A 24,403-nucleotide genomic window follows, 5' to 3' on the forward strand; every position below is an offset into this window, starting at 1 on the left:
AAATCCCCTAAGGGATATAAAAACGGATAGAACATCATGAATCTGCACGAATATCAGGCAAAACAGCTGTTCGCTGAATACGGTCTGCCAGTTCCAGAAGGCTATGCTTGTGATACACCACAAGAAGCAGCTGAAGCGGCGGGTAAAATCGGCGGCGACAAATGGGTAGTAAAATGTCAAGTTCACGCTGGTGGCCGTGGTAAAGCGGGTGGTGTAGAGCTGCATGACACAAAAGAAGGCATTAAAGAATTTGCGCAGAAATGGTTGGGTAAAAACCTAATCACTTACCAAACAGACGCAAATGGTCAGCCAGTGACAAAAATTCTGGTTGAAGAAGCATCTAATATCGCAAATGAACTGTACTTAGGTGCGGTTGTTGACCGTGGTACTCGCCGCGTGGTTTTCATGGCATCGACTGAAGGTGGTGTGGAAATCGAGAAAGTAGCAGAAGAAACGCCAGAACTTATTCATAAAGCGGCAATTGATCCATTAGTGGGTCCTCAGGCATACCAAGGCCGTGAATTAGCATTCAAACTCGGTCTTAAAGGCGATCAAATTAAGCAATTCACTAAGATCTTTATGGGTCTTGGAAACATGTTCTCTGAGTACGATCTTGCACTACTTGAAATTAACCCTCTAGTGATTACCGGTGATAACAACCTAGTTTGTCTGGATGGTAAAATTAATATTGATTCAAATGCTATGTATCGCCAGCCAAAATTGCGTGAAATGCACGATCCATCGCAAGAAGATGAGCGTGAAGCACATGCCGCGAAGTGGGAGCTTAACTACGTCGCGCTAGATGGCAGCATCGGCTGCATGGTTAATGGTGCAGGTCTTGCTATGGGTACGATGGATATCGTTAACCTACATGGTGGCCAGCCTGCTAACTTCCTTGATGTTGGCGGTGGTGCAACAAAAGAGCGTGTAACAGAAGCGTTCAAAATTATCCTTTCTGATAGCAATGTTAAAGCCGTATTGGTAAACATTTTCGGTGGTATCGTTCGTTGTGATTTGATCGCAGAAGGTATCATTGGTGCTGTTGAAGAAGTTGGCGTAGAAGTGCCTGTGGTTGTTCGCCTTGAAGGCAACAATGCTGAGCTAGGTGCGTCCAAACTGGCTGAAAGCGGCCTAAACATTATTGCTGCGACTTCGTTGACTGAAGCAGCTGAGAAAGTAGTTGCTGCGGCGGAGGGTAAATAATGTCAGTTCTAATTAATAAAGATACCAAAGTAATTTGTCAGGGCTTTACTGGTGGGCAAGGTACATTCCACTCTGAGCAAGCTATTGCTTACGGTACACAAATGGTGGGTGGTGTTTCACCGGGTAAAGGCGGTACAGAACACTTAGGTCTACCTGTTTTTAATACCGTACGTGAAGCGGTTGAATCAACAGGTGCAACGGCTTCTGTGATTTATGTACCTGCGCCGTTCTGTAAAGATGCGATTCTTGAAGCGATTGATGCAGGCATTAAGCTAATTGTAACTATCACAGAAGGTATTCCAACGCTGGATATGCTGGATGTTAAAGTGCGTCTTGATGAAGCAGGTGTACGCATGATCGGTCCTAACTGTCCGGGTGTTATCACACCAGATGAGTGCAAGATTGGTATCATGCCTGGCCATATTCACAAAGCGGGTAAAGTCGGCATTGTTTCTCGCTCTGGTACGCTAACGTATGAAGCGGTTAAACAAACGACAGATGAAGGCTTTGGTCAGTCTACGTGTGTTGGCATTGGTGGTGACCCGATCCCAGGCTCAAACTTTATCGACATTCTAGAAATGTTTGAAAAAGATCCAGCCACAGAAGCAATTGTAATGATTGGTGAGATCGGTGGTACAGCAGAAGAAGAAGCTGCTGCTTACATCAAAGCTAACGTGACTAAACCTGTTGTTTCCTATATCGCAGGCGTAACAGCGCCTCCTGGTAAACGTATGGGTCATGCTGGTGCGATTATTTCTGGTGGCAAAGGCACGGCTGAAGATAAGTTTGCGGCACTTGAAGCTGCAGGCGTTAAGACAGTGAAAAGTTTAGCCGAGATTGGCTCTGCATTACGTGAAGTCACTGGTTGGTAAGCTTTTAATCTGTAATAAAAACCCGCTACTGGTTAGCGGGTTTTTTTATGTGAAGTATTTATATGCAACAATATAAAACACTGTATGATTTACTTTGTACTAACAAATATAGGCGTGGGAGACGTTAGACAGTGAGAGTAAATAAATGGCTTGGAGTTACATTATGCTTAGTGGCAAGTACAGCTGTTGCTAAACAAGACAAAGAGGCTTATCAAGATTGTATTTTAGCTTCAGCATCCAAAGCAGAAGATACTTCGGCTGCGAGTATGATGACAAATGCTTGCCATCGATTGTATATCGATAATTTTATGTTAAGTCAGAAAGACCAAGATTACTTTCAGTGTTTACTTGATTATTTGCCCGATGTTAAAAAGCGTTCTGTCGCAGTGCAAGTTCAGCAAACTTGCGATCAAAAACATAGAAGTTTTTTTAATTAGGCCAACAATACATGCTGGCCTATTAGTGATTTTTAGCTAACTGTTTAAGCTGGCGTTAATGAATATTAAGACGCTTCACCGCGTTTGAATTGACTTAGCATAAAGAGTGCGGCGGCTGCTACAACGACAGAAGGGCCTGCAGGGGTGTCATAATGCCATGACATGGCTAGCCCCAACATGACAGCAATAGAGCCTAAAGTTGAGGCGATAATCGCCATGGCTTCAGGGCTTTTTGAAAATCGGCGCGCTGTTGCAGCTGGGATAATTAGTAATGAAGTAATAATCAAAGCACCGACAAACTTCATTGCCACTGCTATCACCAGACCTACCATTAGCATTAAAATTAATCGCATTAAATCGACATTAATACCTTCAACTTGCGCGAGTTCTTCACTGATCGTCATCGAGAGTAAAGGTTGCCACAGAGTGACAAGCAGCGTGAGTACAATGGCTGCCCCACCATAAATCCATAATAAATCTGATGTGGTTACAGCGAGCAGATCACCGAATAAGTACGACATGAGATCGATACGAACATGATCGAGAAAGCTAATGGCTACCAAACCTAATGACAAAGAGCTGTGCGCTAGAATACCGAGCAAGGTATCAGTCGCGACATATTTCTGTTTTTGTAAGGTGACCAAAATAACCGCAAGTACCAAGCAGCAAATAAGCAGTGCAAGGTTCAAGTTAATATTAAAGAGAAAGCCAAGTGCAATCCCCAATAATGATGCATGCGAAAGCGTATCACCGAAGTAAGCCATTTTCCGCCAGACAACAAACGAGCCCAAAGGGCCTGCAATCAATGCGATACCAATGCCAGCAGCAAGGGCGGGTAGAAGAAACTCAAGCATTTTTATTGTCCGAACAAGGTTCTGAGTGATCGTGAGTGTGTTGACATGGCCCTACAGGGCTACCTGCTGAATCATGGTCGTGATTGTGTTGATGATGATACAGCGCCAGTTGTTCGCTTTGTTGTTTACCAAATAAAGCGACATACGATGGGTGGTTAGTAATTGCATCGGGCTCACCAGAACAACAGATATGATGATGCAAACAGATAACATGATCTGTTTTAGCCATCACAAGATGTAGGTCATGAGACACCATTAAAATAGCGCAATCAAGCTTGTCTCTGAGTGACTGGATTAAGCTATACAATTCTAGTTGCCCGTTTACATCAACACCTTGTACAGGTTCGTCGAGTACCAGTACATCGGGTTTTTGTAATAATGCACGTGCGAGTAAAACGCGCTGAGTTTCCCCGCCTGATAAACTGTGCATGTCGCTATGATGCAGATGTGGGCCACCGACTAAACGTAATGCTTCCAAGCGATCGGATTCAGAGTAGCGTCCTGCTAAGCGCATAAAGCGATCCACGGTAAGTGGCAGCGAGGCATTAAGCTGAAGCTTTTGTGGGACGTAACCAATACGTAATCCTTTCTTACGGATAACTTTGCCCGCAGATGGTTTACGTAATCCCGTGATAACCTTCACTAAGGTGGACTTCCCTGCGCCATTTGGTCCAATTAAGGTTGTGATTTGGCCTCGTTCAAGTTTCAGAGATACTTGATCGAGCACGTGCCGTTCCGCAAAGGTAACGGTGACTGACTGTAATTCAACTAATATGGTCATAAAAAAGAGATTAGTAAGGACGTTAGCAAGCTTGGATGTTACAATATAACACTAATTTTTCTATTAGTGATCACAATTATAATGGAAACCAATATGAGTCGCTTTATCTCATTCGGATTAATCTTCACTTTTTTCTTTTCTAGCCATTTGATGGCAAAAGAGTTTAACGTTGTAACTAGTGTTAAACCATTGCAACTTATTGTACAAGAATTGACTCAAGGTGTGACTGCACCACAGGTGCTATTACCTGCCGGGGCTTCACCGCATGATTATGCATTGAAACCGTCAGATGTAAAAAAAATTCATGATGCAGATTTAGTGATTTGGGTTGGACCTGAACTTGAAACCTTTATGGCAAGAATACTGACAAATGATGTGACTAATATAGCATTGACTAGTCAGTCATCAATTGACTTCTTATATTACGATCATGATGAAGAAGGTGACCATACTGGACATGATCATAGCCACGAAGGGGTAGATCCTCACTTTTGGATGGGGCCCAAACAGTCATTACAAGCAGCAACTGTAATTACTGACACATTGATTGATTTTGACCCGTTGCATAAAAATGAATATAAAGCTAATCTTGCCCTGTTTGAAAAATCGGTGAATATTGCCACCGATGAGTTAAAAAAACAGCTTCAACCAGTGACACAACATGGCTACTTTGTTTTCCATGACGGCTACGGTTATTTTGAAAAGTATTTCAAGTTAAACAATTTGGGGCACTTTACCGTAAAGCCAGATCGTCGACCTGGTGCTAAAACTCTTATTTCAATCCGCCGTGCGCTGCAAGAGAAGCAAGCTTACTGTGTGTTTAGTGAGCCTCAGTTCTCTCCTGCGGTTGTTGGTAGTGTAGTAAATGGCACTGGTGTCAGCATTGGAACGTTAGATCCAATGGCTACAAATATTGCTTACGAGCAGGGTGGATATATCGCGTTCTTACAAGAACTAGGTCAAAGTTTTACCAAGTGTCTTAAATAATAATGAAATTACATAAGGTTGCAGCTGCGACAATCAAGCAGCTCCCACGCCAACACCGTATTGCGCTAGCTTCAACATCCTTGTTGCTGCTTGCTGCCTTTGTATGGCAGCCCTCGAAACCTATTACGCTTAGCACCTTCGGGGCGAATGAGCGTGTAGATATCGCACTTAGTTCCGACTTGGAAAAGCTGTCAGATATGAACAGTGAACCCATCGGTGAAGTTGTCGACCCTAAAGACCCTGAGTTTTTGGTGCCAAAAGATGAACTAGAGCAGCAGCTTCAAGAAGAGGTTGATGTATCACACACTCACCAAGTCGCCTCTGGTGAAACTCTCGGATCTATTTTCTCGCAGTATGCGTTACCTATTTCAAATATGTATTCGCTCATCAATGTGAATAAATCTATTCAGAACCTTCGTGTTGGCCAAACCATTGAATGGTCGGTAGACGATGAAGGTCAAGTGACTGAGTTTTCGGTTAAACGCAGTGCCAAAATTACCGATACTTTTTCTTTAACCAATAATGGTTACTCATACGAAAAAGTGGAAGAAAATGGTGAGATTAAGCCTGTTGTGCTAACTGGACGCATTAGCGGTAGTTTTTATAATTCAGCGATGGCTGCGGGATTAACGGCTAACCAAATTCAAACTTTAGCGCAGAAGCTACAATGGCGTTTTGATTTTGGGCGCGAAGCTCGCAAAGGTGATCGTTTTGCTGTAACCGTTGATCGTGAATTTATTGATGGCCGTGCTGTTAATAAAGGCGAAGTGAAAGCAATCTATTACCTGAGCGGTAAACGTGAAGTGTTTGCGATGCGTTTAGGTGACAATTCGTTTTATGATGCCGATGGTAAGAGCCTTGATCGTGCTTTACGCCGACTTCCATTAGAAAAGCGTTATCGTATAAGCTCACCATTTAATCCTACGCGTAAGCATCCTATTACTGGTCGAATTTCACCACACAATGGAACTGACTTTGCGGTACCAATTGGTACCTCAGTACTTGCCGCTGGTGATGGTGTAGTGGTGAAATCAAGCAAGCACCCATTAGCGGGTAATTACATTGTTATCAAACATGGTCGTGAATACATGACGCGCTACCTTCACTTAAATAAACGTTTAGTGAAAGTGGGCGATAAGGTGACCATGGGTGAACGTATTGCGCAAAGTGGTAACACAGGGCGCTCAACAGGGCCTCACTTACACTATGAGCTAATTAAAAAGAATCGCCCAGTGAACGCAATGAAAGTCCCATTGCCACAGGCTGAACCTGTTCCATCTAAAGATCGTAAGGATTATTTACGATTAGCCAGCGAAGAACGTCAGAAGTTATTAGCTGTTATGCCGGGTTAATTTTACATCATAATGAAAGTTGTAAAATGCGCACTTTTAGTGCGCATTTTTTTTTGCGGTAAAGTTGTGTTTTAGAGAGCGAGGCTCAATACCTATGGAATATCAAGAATCCAATGTAGCCGTATGAATAACAAGCACTTTATAGCTAAGTTACTTAACCGAAATGTAAATAAGTTAATCTTTGTTGACTTTAATCAAGACGTAAGGTGTTGCGATATGTAACATAGCAACATTAAATGCTAATTATTATTATTAAGGTAAGCGATTCATGAAGCTGTCGGAAATGGCATGTGGTGTGGGTGCAGTAGTGACTAATTTATCAGCTCTACCTACAGCAACGCGTAAAAAACTAATGGTTATGGGTTTACTACCCAATACTGAAATCTCGGTTGTGCGCATCGCACCAATGGGTGATCCACTTCAGGTTCGTGTTCGTGGTGTTGATATTGCACTGCGCAAGCAAATTGCCGCAAATATTGATGTGGAGGTGCGCTAATGCAGTACAACATTCTTACGGTTGGTAATCCAAATAGTGGTAAAACAACACTCTTTAATGGTTTAACGGGCGCTAAACAGCAAGTCGGTAACTGGGCGGGTGTTACGGTTGAGAAGAAAACCGGTAGATACCAATGTTCTGGCGATGATTTTGCGCTAACCGATTTACCTGGTATTTATAACCTTGATAGCGCTAATGATGCTAACAGTCTTGATGAAGCGATTGCATCTCGTGCTATTTTGACATCACCCGCTGATGTGATCATTAATGTTGTTGATGCATCTAGCCTTGAACGTAGTCTTTACATGACCCTACAACTACGTGAACTTGGCCGCCCTATGGTTGTTGTCCTTAATAAAATGGACGTTCTACAGCGTCAACGCCAAGTGCTCGATGTTAAAGCTCTCGAGAAGGCATTAGGCTGCCCAGTTTTTACTTTATCAGCAAATAACCAAAATCAAGTTGCTGATTTTAAAATGAAGCTGCATAAAATGCTGACACAAGGTGTCGCAGTTAAAGAGCTAAGCCTTAATTACGGTGACGTATTTGAAGCGGCAATTAAAGAACTAACTCCATTATTTGCAAGCGCTGAAGTTAATGCTCGCTCACAAGCTATTCGCGTACTAGAAAATGATACGCTGATCATTAATCGCTTATCTGAATCAGATAAGAACGCGGCATGTAATATTCGCAATAAAGTAGCCGTTGTCGTTGATCCTGACATTCAAGTTGCTGACGTACGTTACACATTCTTACACCAACTTTGTCAGCAAGTTCGTCGCCAAGAAGGTAAGCTAAGCCGCAGCGTGAGTGATAAAATTGATAGCGTGCTACTTCACCGTGCGTTTGGTATTCCTTTCTTCTTCGTTGTTATGTACCTGATGTTCATGTTCTCTATTAACATTGGCAGTGCATTTATCGATTTCTTCGATATCAGCGTTGGTGCCGTGTTAGTGGATGGCGGTCATTACCTGCTTGACGGGCACTTACCTATTTGGCTTGTTACTGTTATTGCTGACGGTATCGGTGGTGGTATTCAAACCGTCGCGACTTTCATTCCTGTAATTGCTTGTCTGTACTTGTTCTTGGCTCTACTTGAGAGCTCAGGTTACATGGCGCGTGCAGCGTTTGTACTTGATAAAGTGATGCAAAAAGTTGGCTTGCCGGGTAAAGCATTCGTACCTTTGGTTCTCGGCTTTGGTTGTAACGTTCCCGCTATTATGGCAACCCGTACACTAGAGCAAGAACGTGAACGTAAACTTGCAGCAGCAATGGCACCCTTTATGTCATGTGGTGCACGTTTACCTGTATACGCGTTATTTGCGGCGGCTTTCTTCCCTGATAGCGGTCAAAACGTGGTATTTGCGTTGTACCTGCTAGGCATTTTTGCTGCTGTCCTTACTGGCCTTATCTTACGTAATACGCTTTATCCTGGTTCAAGTGACAGTTTCATCATGGAAATGCCAGACTATGAATTACCGACTATGCGTAACGTTGGTATTAAAACGTGGCAGAAACTGAAAAAATTCGTACTGGGTGCGGGTAAGACAATCGTTGTGGTTGTTGCTTTCTTGAGCTTCTTCAACTCATTAGGTACAGACGGTACTTTTGGTAACGAAGATACTGAAGTGTCAGTGCTATCGAGAGCGGCTCAAATTGTAACGCCTGTACTTGCACCTATTGGTGTGAAGGAAGATAACTGGCCTGCAACTGTGGGTATTATTACGGGTATCTTTGCAAAAGAAGCGGTAGTCGGCACCTTGAACAGCTTGTATGCGCCATCTTCAGATGATGACGACGCAGAATATGACTTGCTAGGTAGTTTGCAAGAAGCCGTTGGTAGTATTGGCGCCAACCTATCCGACCTAAGCTACAGCGATCCACTTGGTATTACCGTTGGTGAGCTTAACGACTTAGATGCCGTTGCTGAAGACCAAGAAGTTGATGCCTCTGTATTTGGTAACATTCAAGCGCATTTTGTTAGCTCGGCAGCTGCAATGGCATACCTAATCTTCATCCTGCTGTACACGCCATGTGCGGCGGCAATGGGGGCTTATGTTCGTGAATTTGGTCAGAAGTTCTCACTGTTTATTGCAGGTTGGACTATGCTGCTGGCTTACACATTTGCATCTGTGTTCTACCAAGTTGCACACTTCTCTGATCACCCAACAAGCAGCATGCTGTGGATTGCGTTCTTCGTCGCGATCAATGCAGGCTTACTGATACTGTTTAAGCGTGAAGGTAAGAAGCAACAAGCAGAGGCTCTAGCACTATGATTTTAAAGCAGCTGAAAGACTATATAGAACAGAAAGGACGCGCGCGTCGTAGCGATTTAGCTCATCACTTTGGTATGAGTGAAGATGGTGTTGATGCAATGATTGCGATCTGGGTTCAAAAAGGGAAGATAGGCAAGGAGCTAGTAGGTTGTGACGCTGATAGCTGTTGCCAGAGTGCCCAAGAAGTATGGTATCGACAGCTGCAAGACAATGAACTCTCTATAACGGTAATGCGTTAGGTTCAGTGTTTTAAAATTCAATGCGATTAAAAAGGCAACCGAGAGGTTGCCTTTTTTGATCTAAAACTTGGTCTTAGCTGATAGTGACAAAGCCAGTAATAGCACTGAGTTCTTCGCGTAGTTCTTCTGCTAATGCCAGTTGCAGCTCAGCATTGCGCTGCGTGCCATCGGTATTTCCCCACACTGGACCTGGCCAAGCGACATCGTTTTCAAAACGGGCAATATGATGAACATGAAGCTGTGGCACTAGGTTACCTAAAGCTCCTACGTTGATCTTATCGGCTTTGTAATCATTTTCGAGCAACGCAGCAACAGCGCTTGATTCGTTAATGAGTTGATACTGCTCACTTTGATCTAAGTGGTGGATCTCACGTAAATCGTTTTTACGCGGAACTAAGATCAGCCAAGGACCTAATGCTTCTTTTGAGAGTAAAACACGGCAAAGGGGAAGATCGCCCAAAACTGTGGTATCTGTCGCTAAACGAGAGTGAAGCATGAAATTCATTGTAAATATTCCTATAGAGTACAGCGGCGCTCACAGGCTGCTAGATTGAGTATTTTCAAACATTCGCACTGCGCTATTCTGACATTAAAGATACCAAGTATAAATAATTGAACCGTCTTAAGGTGTGATTACGCAGCCAATGGTTAAATACATAATATCGCACCATTTTTTTTATACAACGACGTAACGATAATACCAGTACCATAATTAACTAAGCCGAATATTGCACAGCAAAAATACTTTGAACTAGGCATAGATTACAGTTAGCTATTTGTTCGAACGACAAAATTTATGACGTAGTTATTAGTGGTTTTAACCAGCAAGAATGATTTGGTAATCATGATATTGGTATATTAAGAATGGAGAAAGTAGATGGCCGCAGAATATCAAGCCATACTCGATTACTGGTTCGGGGATATTGAGGGTGAAGTGACGACAACCAATAAAGGTGCGTTGTGGTTTCAAGGAGGGGCTGACATTGATCAGTATATTACGGATAATTTTCTTCCGTTGGTGAGTAAAGCCGGAACGGGAGAGCTAGCCTATTGGGCAAAAGAGCCGAGAGGCGCGTTAGCGTTGATTATTTTACTCGACCAATTTAGTCGTAATATATATCGTGGTTTAAGTGCCGCTTTTCGTAATGATGCACTGGCATTAGCAATTTGTAAGCGCGGATTAGCACAGAACATTGATCAACAGCTCTCACCGATAGAGCGTGTTTTTTTCTATCTGCCATTAGAGCATTCAGAGGTACTCGAGGATCAGGAAGAATGCGTATTCCGCTTTGAGCAACTCCGCCAGTTAGTATCGAATGAAAACAGAGATATGTTCGACGGGTTTTATGACTACGCTATTAAGCACTGCGACGTGGTGAAAGCATTTGGCCGTTTTCCACACCGTAATGCGGCGCATGGTCGGCTTTCAACAACCGAAGAACTAGCGTGGTTGCATGAAGGCGGCCAGCGATTTGGACAATAAGTTTGCTGTGGTGGCGGGCGAGCAATATACGGTTAAAAAAAGGTCAGCAGAACTGACCTTTGAGTATGTGTTTTATTGTAAGTTTGCGCGGCTTAACTGATTGGTAACACGCGATTTCGGCCCAACTTTTTGGCATCATTCAAGAATTGATCAGCGCGGCGGATCACCTCTTCCGCGTTTTCTGTTCTATTTCTTTCTGCAATACCAAACGACGCTGTAATGGTATTAATCCGCTCACCATTACGACGATCAAGCACAGAAATCTTTTCTATACTGCGGCGCAGTGTTTCAGCATGCTGGCGGGCAGAGGAATGGTTTCGATTCATCAATATGATGGCAAATTCTTCACCGCCATAACGGTATGCCTGCATTTGTTCTCGGCAGCTTTCTTTCAAACGACGAGAGACCGCTTTGATGACCTGATCACCAAGTTGGTGTCCATAGGTGTCGTTGAATATTTTGAATTTATCAATATCGAGCATGATAAGAGCAAAAGGGAGCGATTTTTGTTGCAGGCTATCAATATCACGGTCAAATGCCCGACGATTGAAAAGGTGCGTTAATGCGTCTTCATTCGCTTCTTTTTGACTCTCATGCAAGGCTTCGCGCAAAGAGGCAATTTCTTGCTGGGCGGTGTTCAGCTGGCTTTTGAATGCCCCTGTTGAAAGCTGAATATTACGTGATTCTTTAATTAGCCCACGTACCAATCCCATGGTTTCTTCTAGAGAAAGACCTTCACGTTCAGCAGATTCTAACTGCGTAAAACCCTTATTGAGGTTTAGCTGGAAGGATTCGGTTTCTGTCAACGTGTCTGTCATTGAGTGAGACACTTCCTGCATCATCAGCGTTAAGCTTTGTTTGAGTTGCGATATATCTTGTACCGCTTTACTGGCTATATGTTGATGATAAAGTTGTTCACAAGCCGTTGGGGTGCATTGACCTTGAGAGGCGATTTCACCATCAATCGCTTGGTTTAATAACGGTGACTCTTGAGAAACATAGGTGTACCACAGCGCATAATTCGCTGGAGTAGTAGGGACTTTGTGCTTGATCATCAGCGGTACAGTTTGTTTTAGTGTTTCCGTTGATTTCACAAAGTTATCTTTGTTCATAGCCTGCATTCCATCGATCAGCAGAGGGGGAAGTCATAACATCTAACCATCGCGACATTGGTTTTTTAACTCGCTATTTTATATTGTGGAGCGAGTTGCCGCGCTTTATTCTATTTTGTCTTAAGCACAAAAAAGCCTTCTAAGGATACCCTAGAAGGCTAGTATTTTTTAGTCTAACGTAACATTTATTTACATGCGTTCTAGGGTTTCGATACCTAGAAGATCAAGACCTTGCTTGATAGTTTTTGATGTAAGAAGTGCTAGTTTTAAACGGCTTTGCTTCACATCTTCTTCTGCATTCAGAATTGGGCATGCTTCGTAGAAGCTTGAGAATTTACCTGCTAGTTCAAATAGGTAAGTACACATTAGGTGTGGCTGACCTTCACGAGCAACGTTCAATACTGCTTCTTCAAATTGTAGAAGAGTCGATAGAAGTGCTTGTTCTTTCTCGTCGTTGATCACGATAGGGTGAGTCAGATCTGCAACTTCAACGTTTGCACGTTTGAAGATAGAAGATACACGAGTGTAAGCGTACTGCATATAAGGTGCAGTGTTGCCTTCAAACGCTAGCATGTTGTCCCAATCGAAGATGTAGTCAGTCGTACGGTGTTTAGAAAGATCCGCGTACTTCACAGCAGCCATAGCAACAGTATTCGCGATAGTCGCTTTTTCTTCTGCATCTAGCTCTGGGTTTTTCTCTTCAATCAGTTTAGCTGCACGTAGCTCTGCTTCATCAAGAAGATCAGCTAGACGAACAGTACCGCCAGCACGAGTCTTGAATGGACGACCGTCTTTGCCAAGCATCATGCCGAATGCGTGGTGCTCTAGTGTTACGTTTTCAGGTAAGTAACCTGCTTTACGCACGATAGACCAAGCTTGCATTAGGTGTTGGTGTTGACGTGAATCGATGAAGTAAAGTACACGATCGGCGTTTAGTTCTTCGTAGCGGTATTTAGCACAAGCAATATCGGTTGTTGTGTATAGGAAACCGCCATCACGCTTCTGGATGATAACACCCATAGGCTCGCCGTCTTTGTTTTTGTATTCGTCTAGGAATACAACTTGTGCGCCATCACTTTCTACTGCAAGGCCTTTTTCTTTAAGGTCTGCAACAATGCCTGGAAGCATGTGGTTGTACATAGATTCACCCATAACGTTATCACGAGTTAGTGATACGTTGAGGCGGTCGTAGTTCTGCTGGTTTTGAACCATAGTAACGTCGACAAGTTTCTTCCACATTTGAGCACAGAATTCGTCACCGCCTTGTAGTTTTACTACGTAGCCACGTGCACGTGCTGCAAATTCTTCGTCTTCGTCGTACATTTTCTTCGATTCACGGTAGAACGCTTCAAGGTCAGATAGCTCCATTGAAACTTCACCAGACTCTTTTTGTACACGTTCAAGGTTTGCAATCAGCATACCGAACTGTGTGCCCCAGTCACCAATGTGGTTAGCACGAGTAACATTGTGGCCAAGGAATTCAAGCGTACGAACAACGGCATCACCAATGATGGTTGAACGAAGGTGACCTACGTGCATTTCTTTTGCTACGTTTGGCGCAGAGTAGTCAACAACGATGTTCTGTTGTGCTTCAGCTGCAACACCAAGACGGTCATCTTTTAATGCTTCTTCAGCGCGTTCAGCAAGCCATGCTTTGTCTAAGAAAATGTTGATGAAACCAGGGCCTGCAATTTCTACTTTTTCTGCAATGCCGTCTAGTTCAAGCACATCAATCACTTTTTGTGCGAATTCGCGTGGGTTAGTTCCCAGTTTTTTCGCAACACCCATGACACCGTTAGCTTGGTAGTCACCAAATTGAATTTTTGCTGATTGGCGAACGGCTGCTGGGCTTCCAGCTGGTGCGCCAGCGGCTTCAAGAGCCTGAGAAACCTTGTCATTAATTAGTGCTTGAATATTCACACGCTTATCCTTCAAATCGTTTAGGACGCCAGATACCGGTAATCTAGCGTTGCAAGAACGTCACTGTGCTCGAGTTCATATACCGTCAAAAATAGTCACGGCACCGAGAACAAAGGGTTAATATCCCTAGGAAATTGGCTTGCGTGAGTATTTTTGACGGGCTAGTGTTACTTTCAGAACAGAAAGTCTGCGAACACAGAGTCTTAATGCCCTAATAATACCCACAAAGTAAGGTGTTTTGGCAACCCATAAAGTGTATTGTTTGCGATTTTTTTTTCGCTTGGTGTGTAGGGTGAAAATTATGCATCAAGCAAGATGGGGTAAGGTCTGTGGTGGCAAAGGTTATCCTTTCGCCTTGTGCGAAAACATGGATAATTATGCGCTTGTTGAGAAATATAAAAACAACTGGAGAAAAAACATGCAAAAGCTCTTTGATGTGGGCTTACACCCTGAACAAATGTTGGCAGAATTACCTGGGTTTATGAGCAAAATTTCAGACTTAGCAACTACGCTGGGGATTGATCTTACGCCGTATCAAGCTGACCACATTGCTTTGCGTGTTAATGATCATGAATTGGCAAAAGCCTTGCACCAAGCATGGTTAGCCTATGGCGATGAATGGTCGAATAATGAAATTAATGGCCGTCCAATTATCGTGATTGGTTTTACTCAGCCATTAGAAGTTGGAGGTTGGACAATTGAGGCACTTGAATTACCTTACCCAAGTGACAAAGTTTACCCACAGCAGGGCTGGGAGCATGTCGAATTTGTGATTCCCTCGCAAGCTGCGACAACGGATGAGTTACAAGAAGACTTAGCCGTACTCTTGCCTACATTGGCTTGGGGTGCATTAGCGGAACACGGTATTAAGGTGAAGGCAAGTTCGCCATCAGGCGAGCATGAGCGCTTGGCTAACCCTACTTACGCATTCAAGCAAGATAATCTCTGCATTAAGCTTCACCCTTGTAGCTTAAAAGCGGTGATTGACAGTGAAATAGCATAAAGAGTATTGATAATCTGCGAGTCAATTAAAAAAGGCGTACAGAGTCGTACGCCTTTTGTGTCTTTTTACTGTCCGCCCTGAAATATGTTTATTACGATTGAATTGAGCTGGATTAGGTAGCCAATACAATTAACAGCATAAAGCTACAGGATTACAGTACGGTTCCCCAGTACAAACACGCGATCATCTACTACCAACCCCAGTGCTTTACTTAAAACAGATTTTTCAACATCCCGGCCAGAACGTGCCATATCGCTGGCGTTAAAGTTATGATCTACCGGAATAACATTTTGAGTAATGATAGGACCTTCATCTAAATCATTAGTGACAAAATGGGCTGTTGCACCAATGATTTTGACGCCACGTTCGTACGCTTGTAAGTAGGGCTTAGCACCAATAAAAGCAGGGAGAAAACTGTGGTGGATATTGATGATTTTATGGGGGAGTTGAGCAACAAAATCAGGTGTTAAAATACGCATGTATTTTGCTAGCACCACATAGTCAGGCTGGTATTGCTGCACAACGGCCAGCAAAGCGGCCTCGTGCTCTTCACGACTAAGCCCTTCGTGGCTAATGTGGTGGAAGGGGATATCAAATTTTTCTGTTAGTCCCTGTAAGGCATCGTAGTTACCTATGACAGCGGTAATTTCAATATCTAAACTGCCATCAAAGGCTTTGACCAAAATGTCGCCTAAGCAATGCGCTTCTTTGGTAACCATGATGACCACCCGTTTACGCGCGGAGCTAATGAGTTGACGATGACTGCCTTGCGGCAAGGCGTGATCAAGATCCAATAAGAAAGTTTCATCATTGAATACACCTTCTAATTCAGTGCGCATGAAGAACTGTTGATTGGGGTTATCTACAAACTCATTATTATGAATAATATTCAGCTGATGCTTGTAACAAATGTTGGTGATTTTTGAAATCAGACCGACGGCATCAGGGCAATCGGTGAGTAATGTCTTCTTTTCCATTGTCTTCCTTGAATATTTATTTTAATCATCCTTTCTCTTTATTACCCGCTATTGTTTGTATGGTCAAAGGCTTTCCACTTCTTCCTTGCTGTGTTTGATGCTCAACATGGTAATTAATCATGGTCGCTCGCGGTGATTATTGGCATAATGGCGCGTTATCTACTGTATAAATAACCAATACTATGATCGAGAAGTTTTTTGCTGCAGGCGGTGCGCTGGACAAGGCGATTCCAGGCTTTCAGGCTCGCCAACCTCAAATAGACATGGCTAAGGCTGTCGACAGTGCTATTAACGAGCAAACTCAACTGGTCGTTGAGGCAGGAACGGGAACGGGTAAGACGTTTGCGTACGTTGTTCCTGCGTTAGTGCGTGGCAAAAAAACGATCATAAGTACGGGGTCTAAAAACTTACAGGAACAGCTTTTTCACCGCGATTTGCCGTTGATGGCAGATGCACTGGGTTTTACTGGGCGCTTATCTTTATTGAAAGGGCGGAGTAACTATCTTTGTCATGACCGACTTAGCCGCCAGATCACTGAAAGCCATGGGCAGTATGCCGATCCGACTTTATTAACCCAGCTGGTCAAAATTCGCACGTGGTCATCAGCGACTAAAACAGGCGATCTTGGCGAGTGTGAAACCATTGCTGAAGATAGCCCCGTGATCCCGATGATCACCTCGAATAACGATAACTGCCTAGGGCGAGAGTGTCCTTCCTACGATGATTGCTTTGTTGTAAAAGCAAGGCGCAAGGCAATGGAAGCGGATATCGTGGTGGTTAACCATCACTTATTTTTGGCAGATTTAGCCATTAAAGAAACAGGGTTTGGTGAGCTGATCCCTGAAGCGGAAGTGTTCATCTTTGATGAAGCCCATCAAATGCCTGATATTGCCAGCCAGTATTTTGGTCAGAGCTTATCGAGCCGTCAGATCCAAGAGCTCGCGAAAGACATTGAAATTGGTTACCGCACTGAAGCCAAAGATATGCGCCAATTACAGAAAATGGCCGATCGTTTATCGCAAGCCGCAGCTGAAATGCGAATTGTATTAGGTGAGCCTGGCTATCGTGGTAACTGGCGTGACGCATCGAATAACCCTGCAATTCAGCGTGAATTGGTGCGCTTGAGCGATGCGCTTGAATTGGCCCATGAAGTATTGAAGCTTGCTTTAGGACGAAGTCAGTTATTGGATGCCGCTTTTGAGCGTGCCACGTTATTAAAAGCGCGATTAGTCCGTTTAGCGGATACGTCTATTACCGGCTATTCCTATTGGTATGAATGTACGCCGCGCCATTTTAGTTTGAATATCACGCCTTTGTCGGTAGCCGATAAATTCCGCGAACAAATGCAGCAACAGCAAGGGGCGTGGATTTTCACCTCTGCGACCTTGGCGGTTGATGGTGATTTTGGCCACTTTAGCCACCGTCTAGGGTTAGAGCCGAAGCAGCAGTTTTCATTAGAAAGCCCATTTGATTACCAATCGCAAGCGTTACTCTGTGTCCCTCGTTTCTTACCTGAACCTAATAGCTTTGGTATTGCCGATAAGCTGGTAGAAATGCTGGCTCCCATTATCGAGCATAACCAAGGCCGCTGTTTCTTCTTATGTACTTCGCACCAAATGGTTAGGGATTTAGCCGAAGGTTTTAGAGCGGTGTTAGATATTCCTGTTTTAGTCCAAGGTGAGACGACTAAACAGCGTTTGTTGGCTGAATATTTAGAGCGTGGTAATGCGTTGTTAGTGGCAACAGGCGCCTTCTGGGAAGGAATTGATGTTAGAGGGCAAGCCCTTAGCTGTGTTATTATCGATAAATTGCCTTTTACTGCACCGGATGATCCGCTGCTAAAAGCGCGTATTGAAGATTGTCGCCTTCGTGGTGGTGACCCTTTTGCGCAAGTTCAAATTCCTGATGCTGTTATCACCTTAAAACAAGGGGTGGGGCGCCTTATTCGAGATAAAAAAGATAAAGGCGTATTAGTAATTTGTGACAACCGATTAGTTACCCGTCCGTATGGCGCGGTATTTCTACGTAGTCTACCGTCAATTCCACGTACTCGAGATGTGGCTGGCGTTGGGCAGTTTCTTAGTGCAATCAATGATCTTGATTGTACCGAAGTTGAGTAATTTAGCATTCAGAGGCTTGAATGAGCACCAAAATCTTAGCGGTTGATACCGCAACTGAGAACTGTTCTGTTGCCCTAATGGTGGGTGATGATGTGATTTCACGCTGTGAGTATGCTCCCCGTGAACACACCACAAAAATCTTACCTATGGTTGACGCAGTGTTAGCCGAAGGTGGCGTTTCGCTGAAACAATTAGATGCACTCGCATTTGGTCGTGGCCCTGGTAGCTTTACTGGTGTGCGCATTGGTATTGGTATTGCGCAAGGTCTGGCCTTTGGTGCCGATTTACCTATGGTTGGCGTTTCTACTTTGGCTGCAATGGCACAAGGCACTTACCGTGTGCATCAAGCAGAACGTGTTCTATCAGCGATTGATGCGCGTATGGGCGAACTGTATTGGGGGCAATATGCTCGCCAAGCAAACGGTGACTGGTTGGTTCAAGGTGAAGAGATGGTAATTGCACCAGCTGATTTGCTAACACGTTTTGAATCACAACAAGGTAAGTGGTTAACTGCAGGTACAGGTTGGCCAGAATATGCTGAACCTCTTGCACAGTTAGATGTCGAAACTGAAGCAGGCACAATCCTTTATCCTGACTCTCAAGATATGGTTGTGTTGGCAAATTTTGCTTTTGCACGTGGTGAGGTAGTGGATGCAGAACATGCAAGCCCAGTCTATCTTCGAGATAAAGTAACGTGGAAAAAACTTCCAGGTCGTGAGTAATCGCGCCTAATAAGCGAGGAATAATTCTACAATTATGGTTTCTATTCATCGTTTACCGCCATCGATAAACCCGCAGCAAAAGCCGCGGGTTTCTAAAACACCTACCTCACAGCCAGCAACTGAGCCAACGGCGGTATCCAAAGCGGTATCCAAAAATGTGTCTCAGTCGATGCGTTCAGCGGATCATTCAGCCTTGATCCAAGAAGCTCGTAGCCATATTCAATATGATCAGCCTGAAGGTAAACATCGCGATGCTGTATCGTCGTATTTAGACGTAATGAATCAGCAAAAACGCGATGAACTATCAGCCATGATTGGTGTTGATATGTATGCCTAACAAAAAAGTAAACGTTTGCTTAAATTAGGCCTTGATGCGCTGGATGGATAATGAACAATTGCTATGGAGAAACGCATGTTTAAAAAGCTATTTCTTGGGGTGTTCTTAGTCTTTATGGTAGGCTGCGCGAGCTTACCAGAGACATTGAAAACGCAAACTGAAACGCCAATTACCGATCTGGTGACCATCATTGATGATCCCGATGGTGCCCAAGGTCAAGAAGTCCGTTTAGGTGGCATTATTGCTTCGATAACCAATGAAAAAGATCGCACTCGCTTAGAAATAGCCAGCTTGCCTCTGACTTCTGATGGTCGTCCGCGTATTGATTCAAAGCCTGTTGGACGTTTCGTTGCTTATGTGCCCGGTTTTCTTGAGCCGTTAGAGTATGCGCCTGATCGTTTAGTCACGGTAGTGGGACGCCTAACAGGAAAAGAAGACGGTAAAGTTGGAGAGCATGAATATGCGTTCCCAGTCGTGGATGCGACAGGCAACCAAATTTGGCGTGTTAAGCAAGAAATTAGAATGGATGAGTTTGACTCTTACCATAGTTGCTTTGGTTCACGTTGTTCTTACTTTGGCTTTGGCACCACACGAGGTGAGGTTTATCATCGTGTAACAAAATAGCGTTGATAGTGCTTAACTCGAGAAACGTAATGAAAGAAATGGCTTTTCAGCTTGCAGAGCGTCAACTTACCGCCATGACAGTAAGCGACAGTGATGCTGAAAAGCCGATATTGTTAATGCTTCATGGCTGGCAAGATAATGCAGCTAGCTTCCGATCCTTATTTCCGCAGTTGCAAGACCACTATCGCCTCTATGCGCTAGATTGGCCGGGACACGGTTATTCAGAGCGAAGAGATGCCGATAACTATTATCACTTCTTTGATTATGTTGATGACTTACACCAAGTTATTTTACAGCTAGACGCCAATAAGGTGTATTTAGTTGGACATTCACTTGGGGCATTAGTGGCATCAGCGTACAGTGCCGCGTTTCCTGAAAAGGTGGCGGGATTAGTGTTGATTGAAGGTTTATCGCCATTACATGAAGCGCATGATAATGCGGTAACTCGATTACGCAATGGTGTCTTAAGCCGACAGCGATATCGCCAGCGTAGTCAACAAAAACCACGACGAAAAATGGTCTCGTTTGAGCAAGCATTAGCACTGCGTTGCCAGGTTAATCAATTGAGCGAAGCCTTATTAAACCCCATTGTTGAGCGCGGCGTGCAATGCATTGAAGGGGGATATTATTGGCGTCATGATGAACGGCTGCGTTGTGATTCTTTATATCGTATCGCGCAAGAGCATGCGCAAGCCTTAATGTCGGCGATAGAGTGTCCGGTTTTGTCTATTGTGGGTGAGCACGGTTTTCCGCGCCTACAACAGAGAGCACCGGAATTAGGTTGGGTGAAAAACATTCAACAACAGCGTGTGGCTGGTGGACATCATTGCCACCTTGAAAGCCCTAAGGCTGTCTGTAAATCAATAGTGGCGTTTATGTCAAATATTGAAAATCTGGCTTAATCAGTTTGTGTTAATCATATGTTAGTTATGCTGTAATGTGCTGATAAAGCATTGTTTGAACTATACCTTTGTCCGTAATTCATGTGGTATGAAGTTGCTTCGGTGACATGGTTTAACATCAATACCTTATATTGTTATCAATACATAAGATAACAGTAAAGGTGGGGAGTGATAAGTCGATAACCCAATGGATCATGAACAGACAATTACAGACATAGATATTTCCCTTACAGCAAATTCAATAGGCATCATCGCCAAGAAACAGGAGAGTGCAAGTGGATAAGGTTTGGCTTAACCGCTATCCGGAAGATGTACCGGCAGAAATTACCCCCGATCAATACCCATCATTAGTTGAGATGTTTGAACAATCAGTTCAAAAATATGCTGATCAAACAGCATTCATCAACATGGGTCAGGTGATGACCTTCCGTAAATTGGAAGAACGAAGCCGTGCGTTTGCCGCGTACTTACAAAATGAGCTAAAGCTTCAAAAGGGTGACCGTGTCGCCGTGATGATGCCAAACTTGCTGCAATACCCGATCGCACTATTTGGTATTTTACGTGCGGGTTGTGTTGTTGTGAATGTGAATCCACTTTACACCCCACGCGAGCTTGAGCATCAGTTAAATGATTCTGGCGCGAAAAGCATTGTTATCGTTTCTAACTTTGCACATACGTTAGAAAACGTTGTTAAAAATACGGGCGTTAAGCACGTTATTTTGACTCGTCTGGGTGATCAGTTATCACGCCCTAAAGGTACATTGGTTAACTTTGTTGTTAAATACATCAAAAAAATGGTACCAAAATACGACCTTCCGCATGCCATTTCATTACGTTCGGCGCTAAGCAAAGGCCGTCGTATGCAGTACGTAAAACCATTCATGTCGGGTGATGATATAGCCTTCTTGCAGTACACCGGTGGTACTACGGGTGTGGCGAAAGGTGCAATGCTAACGCACCGTAATATGCTCGCAAACGTGATGCAGGCGAAAGCAGCATACGGCCCAGTATTAACCGAAGGGCGCGAGCTTATTGTTACCGCTTTACCGCTATACCATGTATTTGCGTTAACGGTTAACTGCCTATTGTTTATCGAGATGGGCGGTCAAAGTTTGTTGATCACCAACCCGCGTGATATTCCGACCTTTGTTAAAGAGCTACAGCGTTACTCATTTACTGCTATTACGGGCGTAAACACACTTTTCAACGCGCTACTTAACCATGCTGATTTCAGTAAACTGGACTTCAGTAACCTTCGCCTGTCTGTTGGTGGTGGTATGGCTGTGCAGCGTGCGGTTGCTGAAAAATGGAAAGCAACGACAGGTAACTATTTACTCGAAGGCTACGGCCTCACTGAGTGTTCACCACTAGTGGCGGCTTACCCATACGATCTTGTTGATTACAATGGCTCTATTGGTTTACCTGTTCCTTCAACAGAAGTACGTTTGGTTGATGATGAAGGCAAGGTTGTAGGTAACGATCAAGTCGGTGAGCTGCAAGTGCGTGGGCCGCAAGTCATGAAAGGTTACTGGCAGCGCCCTGAAGACACGAATGATATTTTGAGTGAGGATGGTTGGTTATCAACTGGCGATATCGTACGCTTCGATGAGCAAGGTTTCTTACATATTGTCGATCGCAAAAAAGATATGATTTTGGTTTCTGGCTTCAACGTTTACCCGAATGAAATTGAAGATGTTGTCGCCTTGCATGGCAAAGTGTTGGAAGTTGCTGCCATTGGTATGCCGCATGAAGTATCGGGTGAAGTTGTTAAGGTGTGTGTGGTTAAACGTGATTCAACCTTAACCCGTGATGATTTATTAGCACACTGTCGCGAGCATCTTACAGGGTATAAAATTCCTAAAATTGTCGAATTCCGCGATGAACTTCCAAAGACGAATGTTGGTAAAATCTTGCGTCGCGCACTGCGTGAAGAGCAAGCAACAGAAGCGAAACAAGAAGCGTAAGATAACCGATTAAGCGCAGATGGCTTTCGCCAAGCTGGTCAATAATGGGTTACAATACGTAAAGGTATTAAAGTGCTGGCTTCTGCTGGCACTTTTTATTTTTACTGTCGTAGTGAATACCAATTGAAGAATGCTCTCACACTGATATGGCGTAGTAAACGGACGCAAATAACGATGTGGTGAGATAATTTTTCAATTCGGTATTTTAATACGGTAGATCCCTATATTTACTCCCATAAATACATGGTGCACTCATCGATAGTGCCAAGAAAGGTTTGCTGTGAAATTTGAAATCATAACAACAACAGAACGATTAACGACGGTATGTGAACAAGCGGCGACTCAGCAATATATTATGCTAGATACTGAGTTTGTTCGTACCCGCACACTTTACCCTAAGCTGGGTTTAGTTCAGCTTTTTGATGGTGCTACGCTATCGTTGATTGATCCGATTGCTATCGAAGATATGGAACCATTATGGGCACTTTTACGTGACCAATCGGTGACGAAAGTACTGCATGCATGTGGTGAAGACTTGGAAGTGTTCCAACATTATGCGGGTTGTTTACCTGTTCCAATGTTAGATACACAACTCATGGCTGCATTTTTAGGGCATGGTATCTCAACAGGCTTTGGTGCGCTGGTGAGTGAATATGTGGGGGTTGATCTTGAAAAAGGTGAAGCGCGTACTAACTGGATGGCTCGTCCTTTAACTGACAAGCAGTTGGATTACGCAGCAGCAGATGTTCACTATCTAAAACCTTTGTTTGAAACCTTGCTAGCAAAAGTGCAAGAAAAGGGACGCATGTCAGCATTGGAAGATGAGTGTGCAAGCTTGATGTTAAAGCGATCTCAGCAGACTGATCCTGAAAAAGCGTATTTAGATATTAAAAACGCTTGGCAATTAACCCCACAACAACTTGCCGTGTTACAAAAATTGGCTAAATGGCGAGTGCTTGAAGCGCGCAAACGCGATCTTGCGCTTAACTTTGTTGTGAAAGAACTTAGCCTTTGGAAAGTTGCGCGTTATAGCATTAAATCAAAAGCGGTGATGCTACGTGAAGAATTTGATGAGCGTGAAGTACAACGCCATGCTGGCCGTTTAGTGAAAATGGTGTTTGATGCAGAAGACATGAATCCTGCGGATTACCCAGAAAAAATTGTACGCCTTGTTGATCTAAGTGGTTACAAGCAGCTGGTTAAGAAAATTAAAGATGAAGTGACAAAAGTAGAAGCTGAAACAGGATTAGCTTCTGAGTTTCTGGCGTCTAAAAAGCAGATTAATCAGCTTATATCGTGGGCATGGAAAAATGAACGCCCACAAGATAAAAAACCTGAAATGCTAAAAACATGGCGTCAGCCGTTATTTGAAGCACGTGTACTACCATTATTAGATCGTTAATGCCGAGCTAATAACTAAACACAGATAAAAAAGCCACTGTATTGATTACAGTGGCTTTTTTCATGACGTCAAAATAAGTTTATCTGTCTTCAGGCAGTGTTACGTTTAGTTCTAAAACAGAAAGGTCTTCATCTTTCTGATCTAGGGTTACGCTCACTTGCTCTGGGCTGATCTGCACATATTTACGGATCACATCCAGAATATCTTGCTTCAGCTGTGGAATATAGCTGGGCGTAGATTGGCTGGCAGAGCGACGTTCAGCAACGATGATTTGTAGGCGCTCTTTCGCTACATTCGCTGTTTTAGTTTTTTTTGGGCGGAAAAACTCTAGCAAAGCCAT

Annotated in this window: 24 protein-coding genes; 17 read left to right on the plus strand and 7 right to left on the minus strand. The window is 43.7% G+C overall.

Features of this window, described 5'->3' with window-relative positions; all coding sequences use genetic code 11:
• Positions 1 to 36 precede the first annotated feature (36 nt).
• The 3 genes from sucC to OCU87_RS04980 all read left to right on the plus strand — a co-directional run bounded on the left by sucC (position 37) and on the right by OCU87_RS04980 (position 2,512).
• Positions 37 to 1,203, plus strand: a complete 1,167-nt coding sequence (gene sucC, locus OCU87_RS04970) for an ADP-forming succinate--CoA ligase subunit beta (protein ID WP_062689906.1) — start codon at positions 37 to 39, stop codon at positions 1,201 to 1,203.
• Positions 1,203 to 2,075, plus strand: coding sequence for a succinate--CoA ligase subunit alpha (gene sucD, locus OCU87_RS04975; RefSeq protein WP_094956942.1), 873 nt, complete (start codon positions 1,203 to 1,205; stop codon positions 2,073 to 2,075). The genes sucC and sucD overlap by 1 nt, the downstream gene beginning before the upstream one ends.
• Positions 2,076 to 2,206: 131 nt before the next feature.
• Positions 2,207 to 2,512 carry a VF_A0006 family four-cysteine protein gene (locus tag OCU87_RS04980; protein ID WP_062689908.1) on the plus strand — a complete coding sequence of 102 codons (306 nt, stop codon included), beginning with the start codon at positions 2,207 to 2,209 and terminating at the stop codon, positions 2,510 to 2,512.
• 65 nt (positions 2,513 to 2,577) lie between these two features.
• Here the strand turns inward: OCU87_RS04980 and znuB are convergent, their stop codons facing one another.
• Complete coding sequence (znuB, locus tag OCU87_RS04985) at positions 2,578 to 3,366, minus strand: zinc ABC transporter permease subunit ZnuB (RefSeq protein ID WP_062689910.1); 789 nt, start codon at positions 3,364 to 3,366, stop codon at positions 2,578 to 2,580.
• Positions 3,359 to 4,147 carry a zinc ABC transporter ATP-binding protein ZnuC gene (gene znuC / locus OCU87_RS04990; protein WP_094957066.1) on the minus strand — a complete coding sequence of 263 codons (789 nt, stop codon included), beginning with the start codon at positions 4,145 to 4,147 and terminating at the stop codon, positions 3,359 to 3,361. The genes znuB and znuC overlap by 8 nt, the downstream gene beginning before the upstream one ends.
• A gap of 93 nt (positions 4,148 to 4,240) precedes the next feature.
• Between znuC and znuA the strand changes: the two genes are divergently transcribed.
• The 5 genes from znuA to OCU87_RS05015 all read left to right on the plus strand — a co-directional run bounded on the left by znuA (position 4,241) and on the right by OCU87_RS05015 (position 9,497).
• Complete coding sequence (gene znuA / locus OCU87_RS04995) at positions 4,241 to 5,134, plus strand: zinc ABC transporter substrate-binding protein ZnuA (RefSeq protein ID WP_094957065.1); 894 nt, start codon at positions 4,241 to 4,243, stop codon at positions 5,132 to 5,134.
• 2 nt (positions 5,135 to 5,136) lie between these two features.
• On the plus strand, positions 5,137 to 6,486 hold the full coding sequence (gene mepM / locus OCU87_RS05000; RefSeq protein WP_062689914.1) for a murein DD-endopeptidase MepM: 1,350 nt from the start codon (positions 5,137 to 5,139) through the stop codon (positions 6,484 to 6,486).
• A gap of 268 nt (positions 6,487 to 6,754) precedes the next feature.
• The gene (locus tag OCU87_RS05005; protein ID WP_062689916.1) at positions 6,755 to 6,982 is read left to right on the plus strand and encodes a FeoA family protein; all 228 of its coding nucleotides are present in this window, start codon (positions 6,755 to 6,757) and stop codon (positions 6,980 to 6,982) included.
• Positions 6,982 to 9,258, plus strand: a complete 2,277-nt coding sequence (gene feoB, locus OCU87_RS05010; protein WP_062689918.1) for a Fe(2+) transporter permease subunit FeoB — start codon at positions 6,982 to 6,984, stop codon at positions 9,256 to 9,258. Before OCU87_RS05005 ends, feoB begins: the two co-directional genes overlap by 1 nt.
• Complete coding sequence (locus OCU87_RS05015; RefSeq protein ID WP_062689920.1) at positions 9,255 to 9,497, plus strand: FeoC-like transcriptional regulator; 243 nt, start codon at positions 9,255 to 9,257, stop codon at positions 9,495 to 9,497. Before feoB ends, OCU87_RS05015 begins: the two co-directional genes overlap by 4 nt.
• Positions 9,498 to 9,570: 73 nt before the next feature.
• On the opposite strand, the gene OCU87_RS05020 is transcribed toward OCU87_RS05015, so the two are convergent.
• The gene (locus tag OCU87_RS05020; protein WP_062689922.1) at positions 9,571 to 10,002 is read right to left on the minus strand and encodes an HIT domain-containing protein; all 432 of its coding nucleotides are present in this window, start codon (positions 10,000 to 10,002) and stop codon (positions 9,571 to 9,573) included.
• A gap of 372 nt (positions 10,003 to 10,374) precedes the next feature.
• Here OCU87_RS05020 and OCU87_RS05025 point away from each other — a divergent pair, with 372 nt between their 5' ends.
• Positions 10,375 to 10,980: a DUF924 family protein gene (locus OCU87_RS05025; protein WP_062689924.1), complete on the plus strand. Its 606-nt coding sequence runs from the start codon at positions 10,375 to 10,377 to the stop codon at positions 10,978 to 10,980.
• A 92-nt stretch (positions 10,981 to 11,072) separates the two neighbouring features.
• On the opposite strand, the gene OCU87_RS05030 is transcribed toward OCU87_RS05025, so the two are convergent.
• Positions 11,073 to 12,092: a GGDEF domain-containing protein gene (locus OCU87_RS05030; RefSeq protein WP_094957063.1), complete on the minus strand. Its 1,020-nt coding sequence runs from the start codon at positions 12,090 to 12,092 to the stop codon at positions 11,073 to 11,075.
• Positions 12,093 to 12,281: 189 nt separating this feature from the next.
• Positions 12,282 to 14,012, minus strand: a complete 1,731-nt coding sequence (argS, locus tag OCU87_RS05035) for an arginine--tRNA ligase (protein WP_094957062.1) — start codon at positions 14,010 to 14,012, stop codon at positions 12,282 to 12,284.
• A 418-nt stretch (positions 14,013 to 14,430) separates the two neighbouring features.
• Between argS and OCU87_RS05040 the strand changes: the two genes are divergently transcribed.
• Positions 14,431 to 15,015 carry a VOC family protein gene (locus OCU87_RS05040; protein WP_062690034.1) on the plus strand — a complete coding sequence of 195 codons (585 nt, stop codon included), beginning with the start codon at positions 14,431 to 14,433 and terminating at the stop codon, positions 15,013 to 15,015.
• Between the two features lie 143 nt (positions 15,016 to 15,158).
• On the opposite strand, the gene purU is transcribed toward OCU87_RS05040, so the two are convergent.
• Entirely contained in the window at positions 15,159 to 15,992 is an 834-nt protein-coding gene (purU, locus tag OCU87_RS05045) for a formyltetrahydrofolate deformylase (protein ID WP_261857933.1), read from the minus strand.
• Positions 15,993 to 16,174: 182 nt separating this feature from the next.
• On the opposite strand from purU, the gene OCU87_RS05050 reads away from it, so the two are divergent.
• The 7 genes from OCU87_RS05050 to rnd all read left to right on the plus strand — a co-directional run bounded on the left by OCU87_RS05050 (position 16,175) and on the right by rnd (position 24,063).
• Complete coding sequence (locus OCU87_RS05050) at positions 16,175 to 18,112, plus strand: ATP-dependent DNA helicase (protein WP_261857934.1); 1,938 nt, start codon at positions 16,175 to 16,177, stop codon at positions 18,110 to 18,112.
• A 20-nt stretch (positions 18,113 to 18,132) separates the two neighbouring features.
• Positions 18,133 to 18,834, plus strand: a complete 702-nt coding sequence (gene tsaB / locus OCU87_RS05055) for a tRNA (adenosine(37)-N6)-threonylcarbamoyltransferase complex dimerization subunit type 1 TsaB (protein WP_062689931.1) — start codon at positions 18,133 to 18,135, stop codon at positions 18,832 to 18,834.
• Between the two features lie 34 nt (positions 18,835 to 18,868).
• The gene (locus OCU87_RS05060) at positions 18,869 to 19,171 is read left to right on the plus strand and encodes a hypothetical protein (RefSeq protein ID WP_062689933.1); all 303 of its coding nucleotides are present in this window, start codon (positions 18,869 to 18,871) and stop codon (positions 19,169 to 19,171) included.
• 75 nt (positions 19,172 to 19,246) lie between these two features.
• The gene (locus OCU87_RS05065) at positions 19,247 to 19,795 is read left to right on the plus strand and encodes a Slp family lipoprotein (RefSeq protein WP_062689935.1); all 549 of its coding nucleotides are present in this window, start codon (positions 19,247 to 19,249) and stop codon (positions 19,793 to 19,795) included.
• A 29-nt stretch (positions 19,796 to 19,824) separates the two neighbouring features.
• Positions 19,825 to 20,697 carry an alpha/beta fold hydrolase gene (locus OCU87_RS05070; RefSeq protein WP_261857935.1) on the plus strand — a complete coding sequence of 291 codons (873 nt, stop codon included), beginning with the start codon at positions 19,825 to 19,827 and terminating at the stop codon, positions 20,695 to 20,697.
• 275 nt (positions 20,698 to 20,972) lie between these two features.
• Positions 20,973 to 22,661, plus strand: a complete 1,689-nt coding sequence (fadD, locus tag OCU87_RS05075; protein ID WP_094957059.1) for a long-chain-fatty-acid--CoA ligase FadD — start codon at positions 20,973 to 20,975, stop codon at positions 22,659 to 22,661.
• Between the two features lie 280 nt (positions 22,662 to 22,941).
• Positions 22,942 to 24,063 (plus strand): ribonuclease D, encoded by a 1,122-nt coding sequence (rnd, locus tag OCU87_RS05080; RefSeq protein ID WP_261857936.1) that lies wholly within the window; start codon positions 22,942 to 22,944, stop codon positions 24,061 to 24,063.
• 79 nt (positions 24,064 to 24,142) lie between these two features.
• On the opposite strand, the gene minE is transcribed toward rnd, so the two are convergent.
• A complete protein-coding gene (gene minE / locus OCU87_RS05085) occupies positions 24,143 to 24,403 on the minus strand; it encodes a cell division topological specificity factor MinE (protein ID WP_062689938.1) in 261 nt (86 codons plus the stop codon).

This window comes from Photobacterium sanguinicancri, assembly GCF_024346675.1.
GTDB lineage: Bacteria > Pseudomonadota > Gammaproteobacteria > Enterobacterales > Vibrionaceae > Photobacterium > Photobacterium sanguinicancri.

Bases quoted from the DNA above. Each gene is read 5' to 3' on its own strand.
- purU (WP_261857933.1), bottom strand. From the start codon at position 15,992: ATGGAAAAGAAGACATTACTCACCGATTGCCCTGATGCCGTCGGTCTG.
- feoB (WP_062689918.1), top strand. From the start codon at position 6,982: ATGCAGTACAACATTCTTACGGTTGGTAATCCAAATAGTGGTAAAACA.
- OCU87_RS05005 (WP_062689916.1), top strand. From the start codon at position 6,755: ATGAAGCTGTCGGAAATGGCATGTGGTGTGGGTGCAGTAGTGACTAAT.
- znuB (WP_062689910.1), bottom strand. From the start codon at position 3,366: ATGCTTGAGTTTCTTCTACCCGCCCTTGCTGCTGGCATTGGTATCGCA.
- OCU87_RS05015 (WP_062689920.1), top strand. From the start codon at position 9,255: ATGATTTTAAAGCAGCTGAAAGACTATATAGAACAGAAAGGACGCGCG.
- minE (WP_062689938.1), bottom strand. From the start codon at position 24,403: ATGGCTTTGCTAGAGTTTTTCCGCCCAAAAAAAACTAAAACAGCGAAT.
- OCU87_RS05050 (WP_261857934.1), top strand. From the start codon at position 16,175: ATGATCGAGAAGTTTTTTGCTGCAGGCGGTGCGCTGGACAAGGCGATT.
- OCU87_RS05070 (WP_261857935.1), top strand. From the start codon at position 19,825: ATGAAAGAAATGGCTTTTCAGCTTGCAGAGCGTCAACTTACCGCCATG.
- OCU87_RS05020 (WP_062689922.1), bottom strand. From the start codon at position 10,002: ATGAATTTCATGCTTCACTCTCGTTTAGCGACAGATACCACAGTTTTG.
- tsaB (WP_062689931.1), top strand. From the start codon at position 18,133: ATGAGCACCAAAATCTTAGCGGTTGATACCGCAACTGAGAACTGTTCT.
- OCU87_RS05040 (WP_062690034.1), top strand. From the start codon at position 14,431: ATGCAAAAGCTCTTTGATGTGGGCTTACACCCTGAACAAATGTTGGCA.
- znuC (WP_094957066.1), bottom strand. From the start codon at position 4,147: ATGACCATATTAGTTGAATTACAGTCAGTCACCGTTACCTTTGCGGAA.
- OCU87_RS05060 (WP_062689933.1), top strand. From the start codon at position 18,869: ATGGTTTCTATTCATCGTTTACCGCCATCGATAAACCCGCAGCAAAAG.
- OCU87_RS05065 (WP_062689935.1), top strand. From the start codon at position 19,247: ATGTTTAAAAAGCTATTTCTTGGGGTGTTCTTAGTCTTTATGGTAGGC.
- sucC (WP_062689906.1), top strand. From the start codon at position 37: ATGAATCTGCACGAATATCAGGCAAAACAGCTGTTCGCTGAATACGGT.
- mepM (WP_062689914.1), top strand. From the start codon at position 5,137: ATGAAATTACATAAGGTTGCAGCTGCGACAATCAAGCAGCTCCCACGC.
- OCU87_RS05025 (WP_062689924.1), top strand. From the start codon at position 10,375: ATGGCCGCAGAATATCAAGCCATACTCGATTACTGGTTCGGGGATATT.
- znuA (WP_094957065.1), top strand. From the start codon at position 4,241: ATGAGTCGCTTTATCTCATTCGGATTAATCTTCACTTTTTTCTTTTCT.
- OCU87_RS05030 (WP_094957063.1), bottom strand. From the start codon at position 12,092: ATGAACAAAGATAACTTTGTGAAATCAACGGAAACACTAAAACAAACT.
- sucD (WP_094956942.1), top strand. From the start codon at position 1,203: ATGTCAGTTCTAATTAATAAAGATACCAAAGTAATTTGTCAGGGCTTT.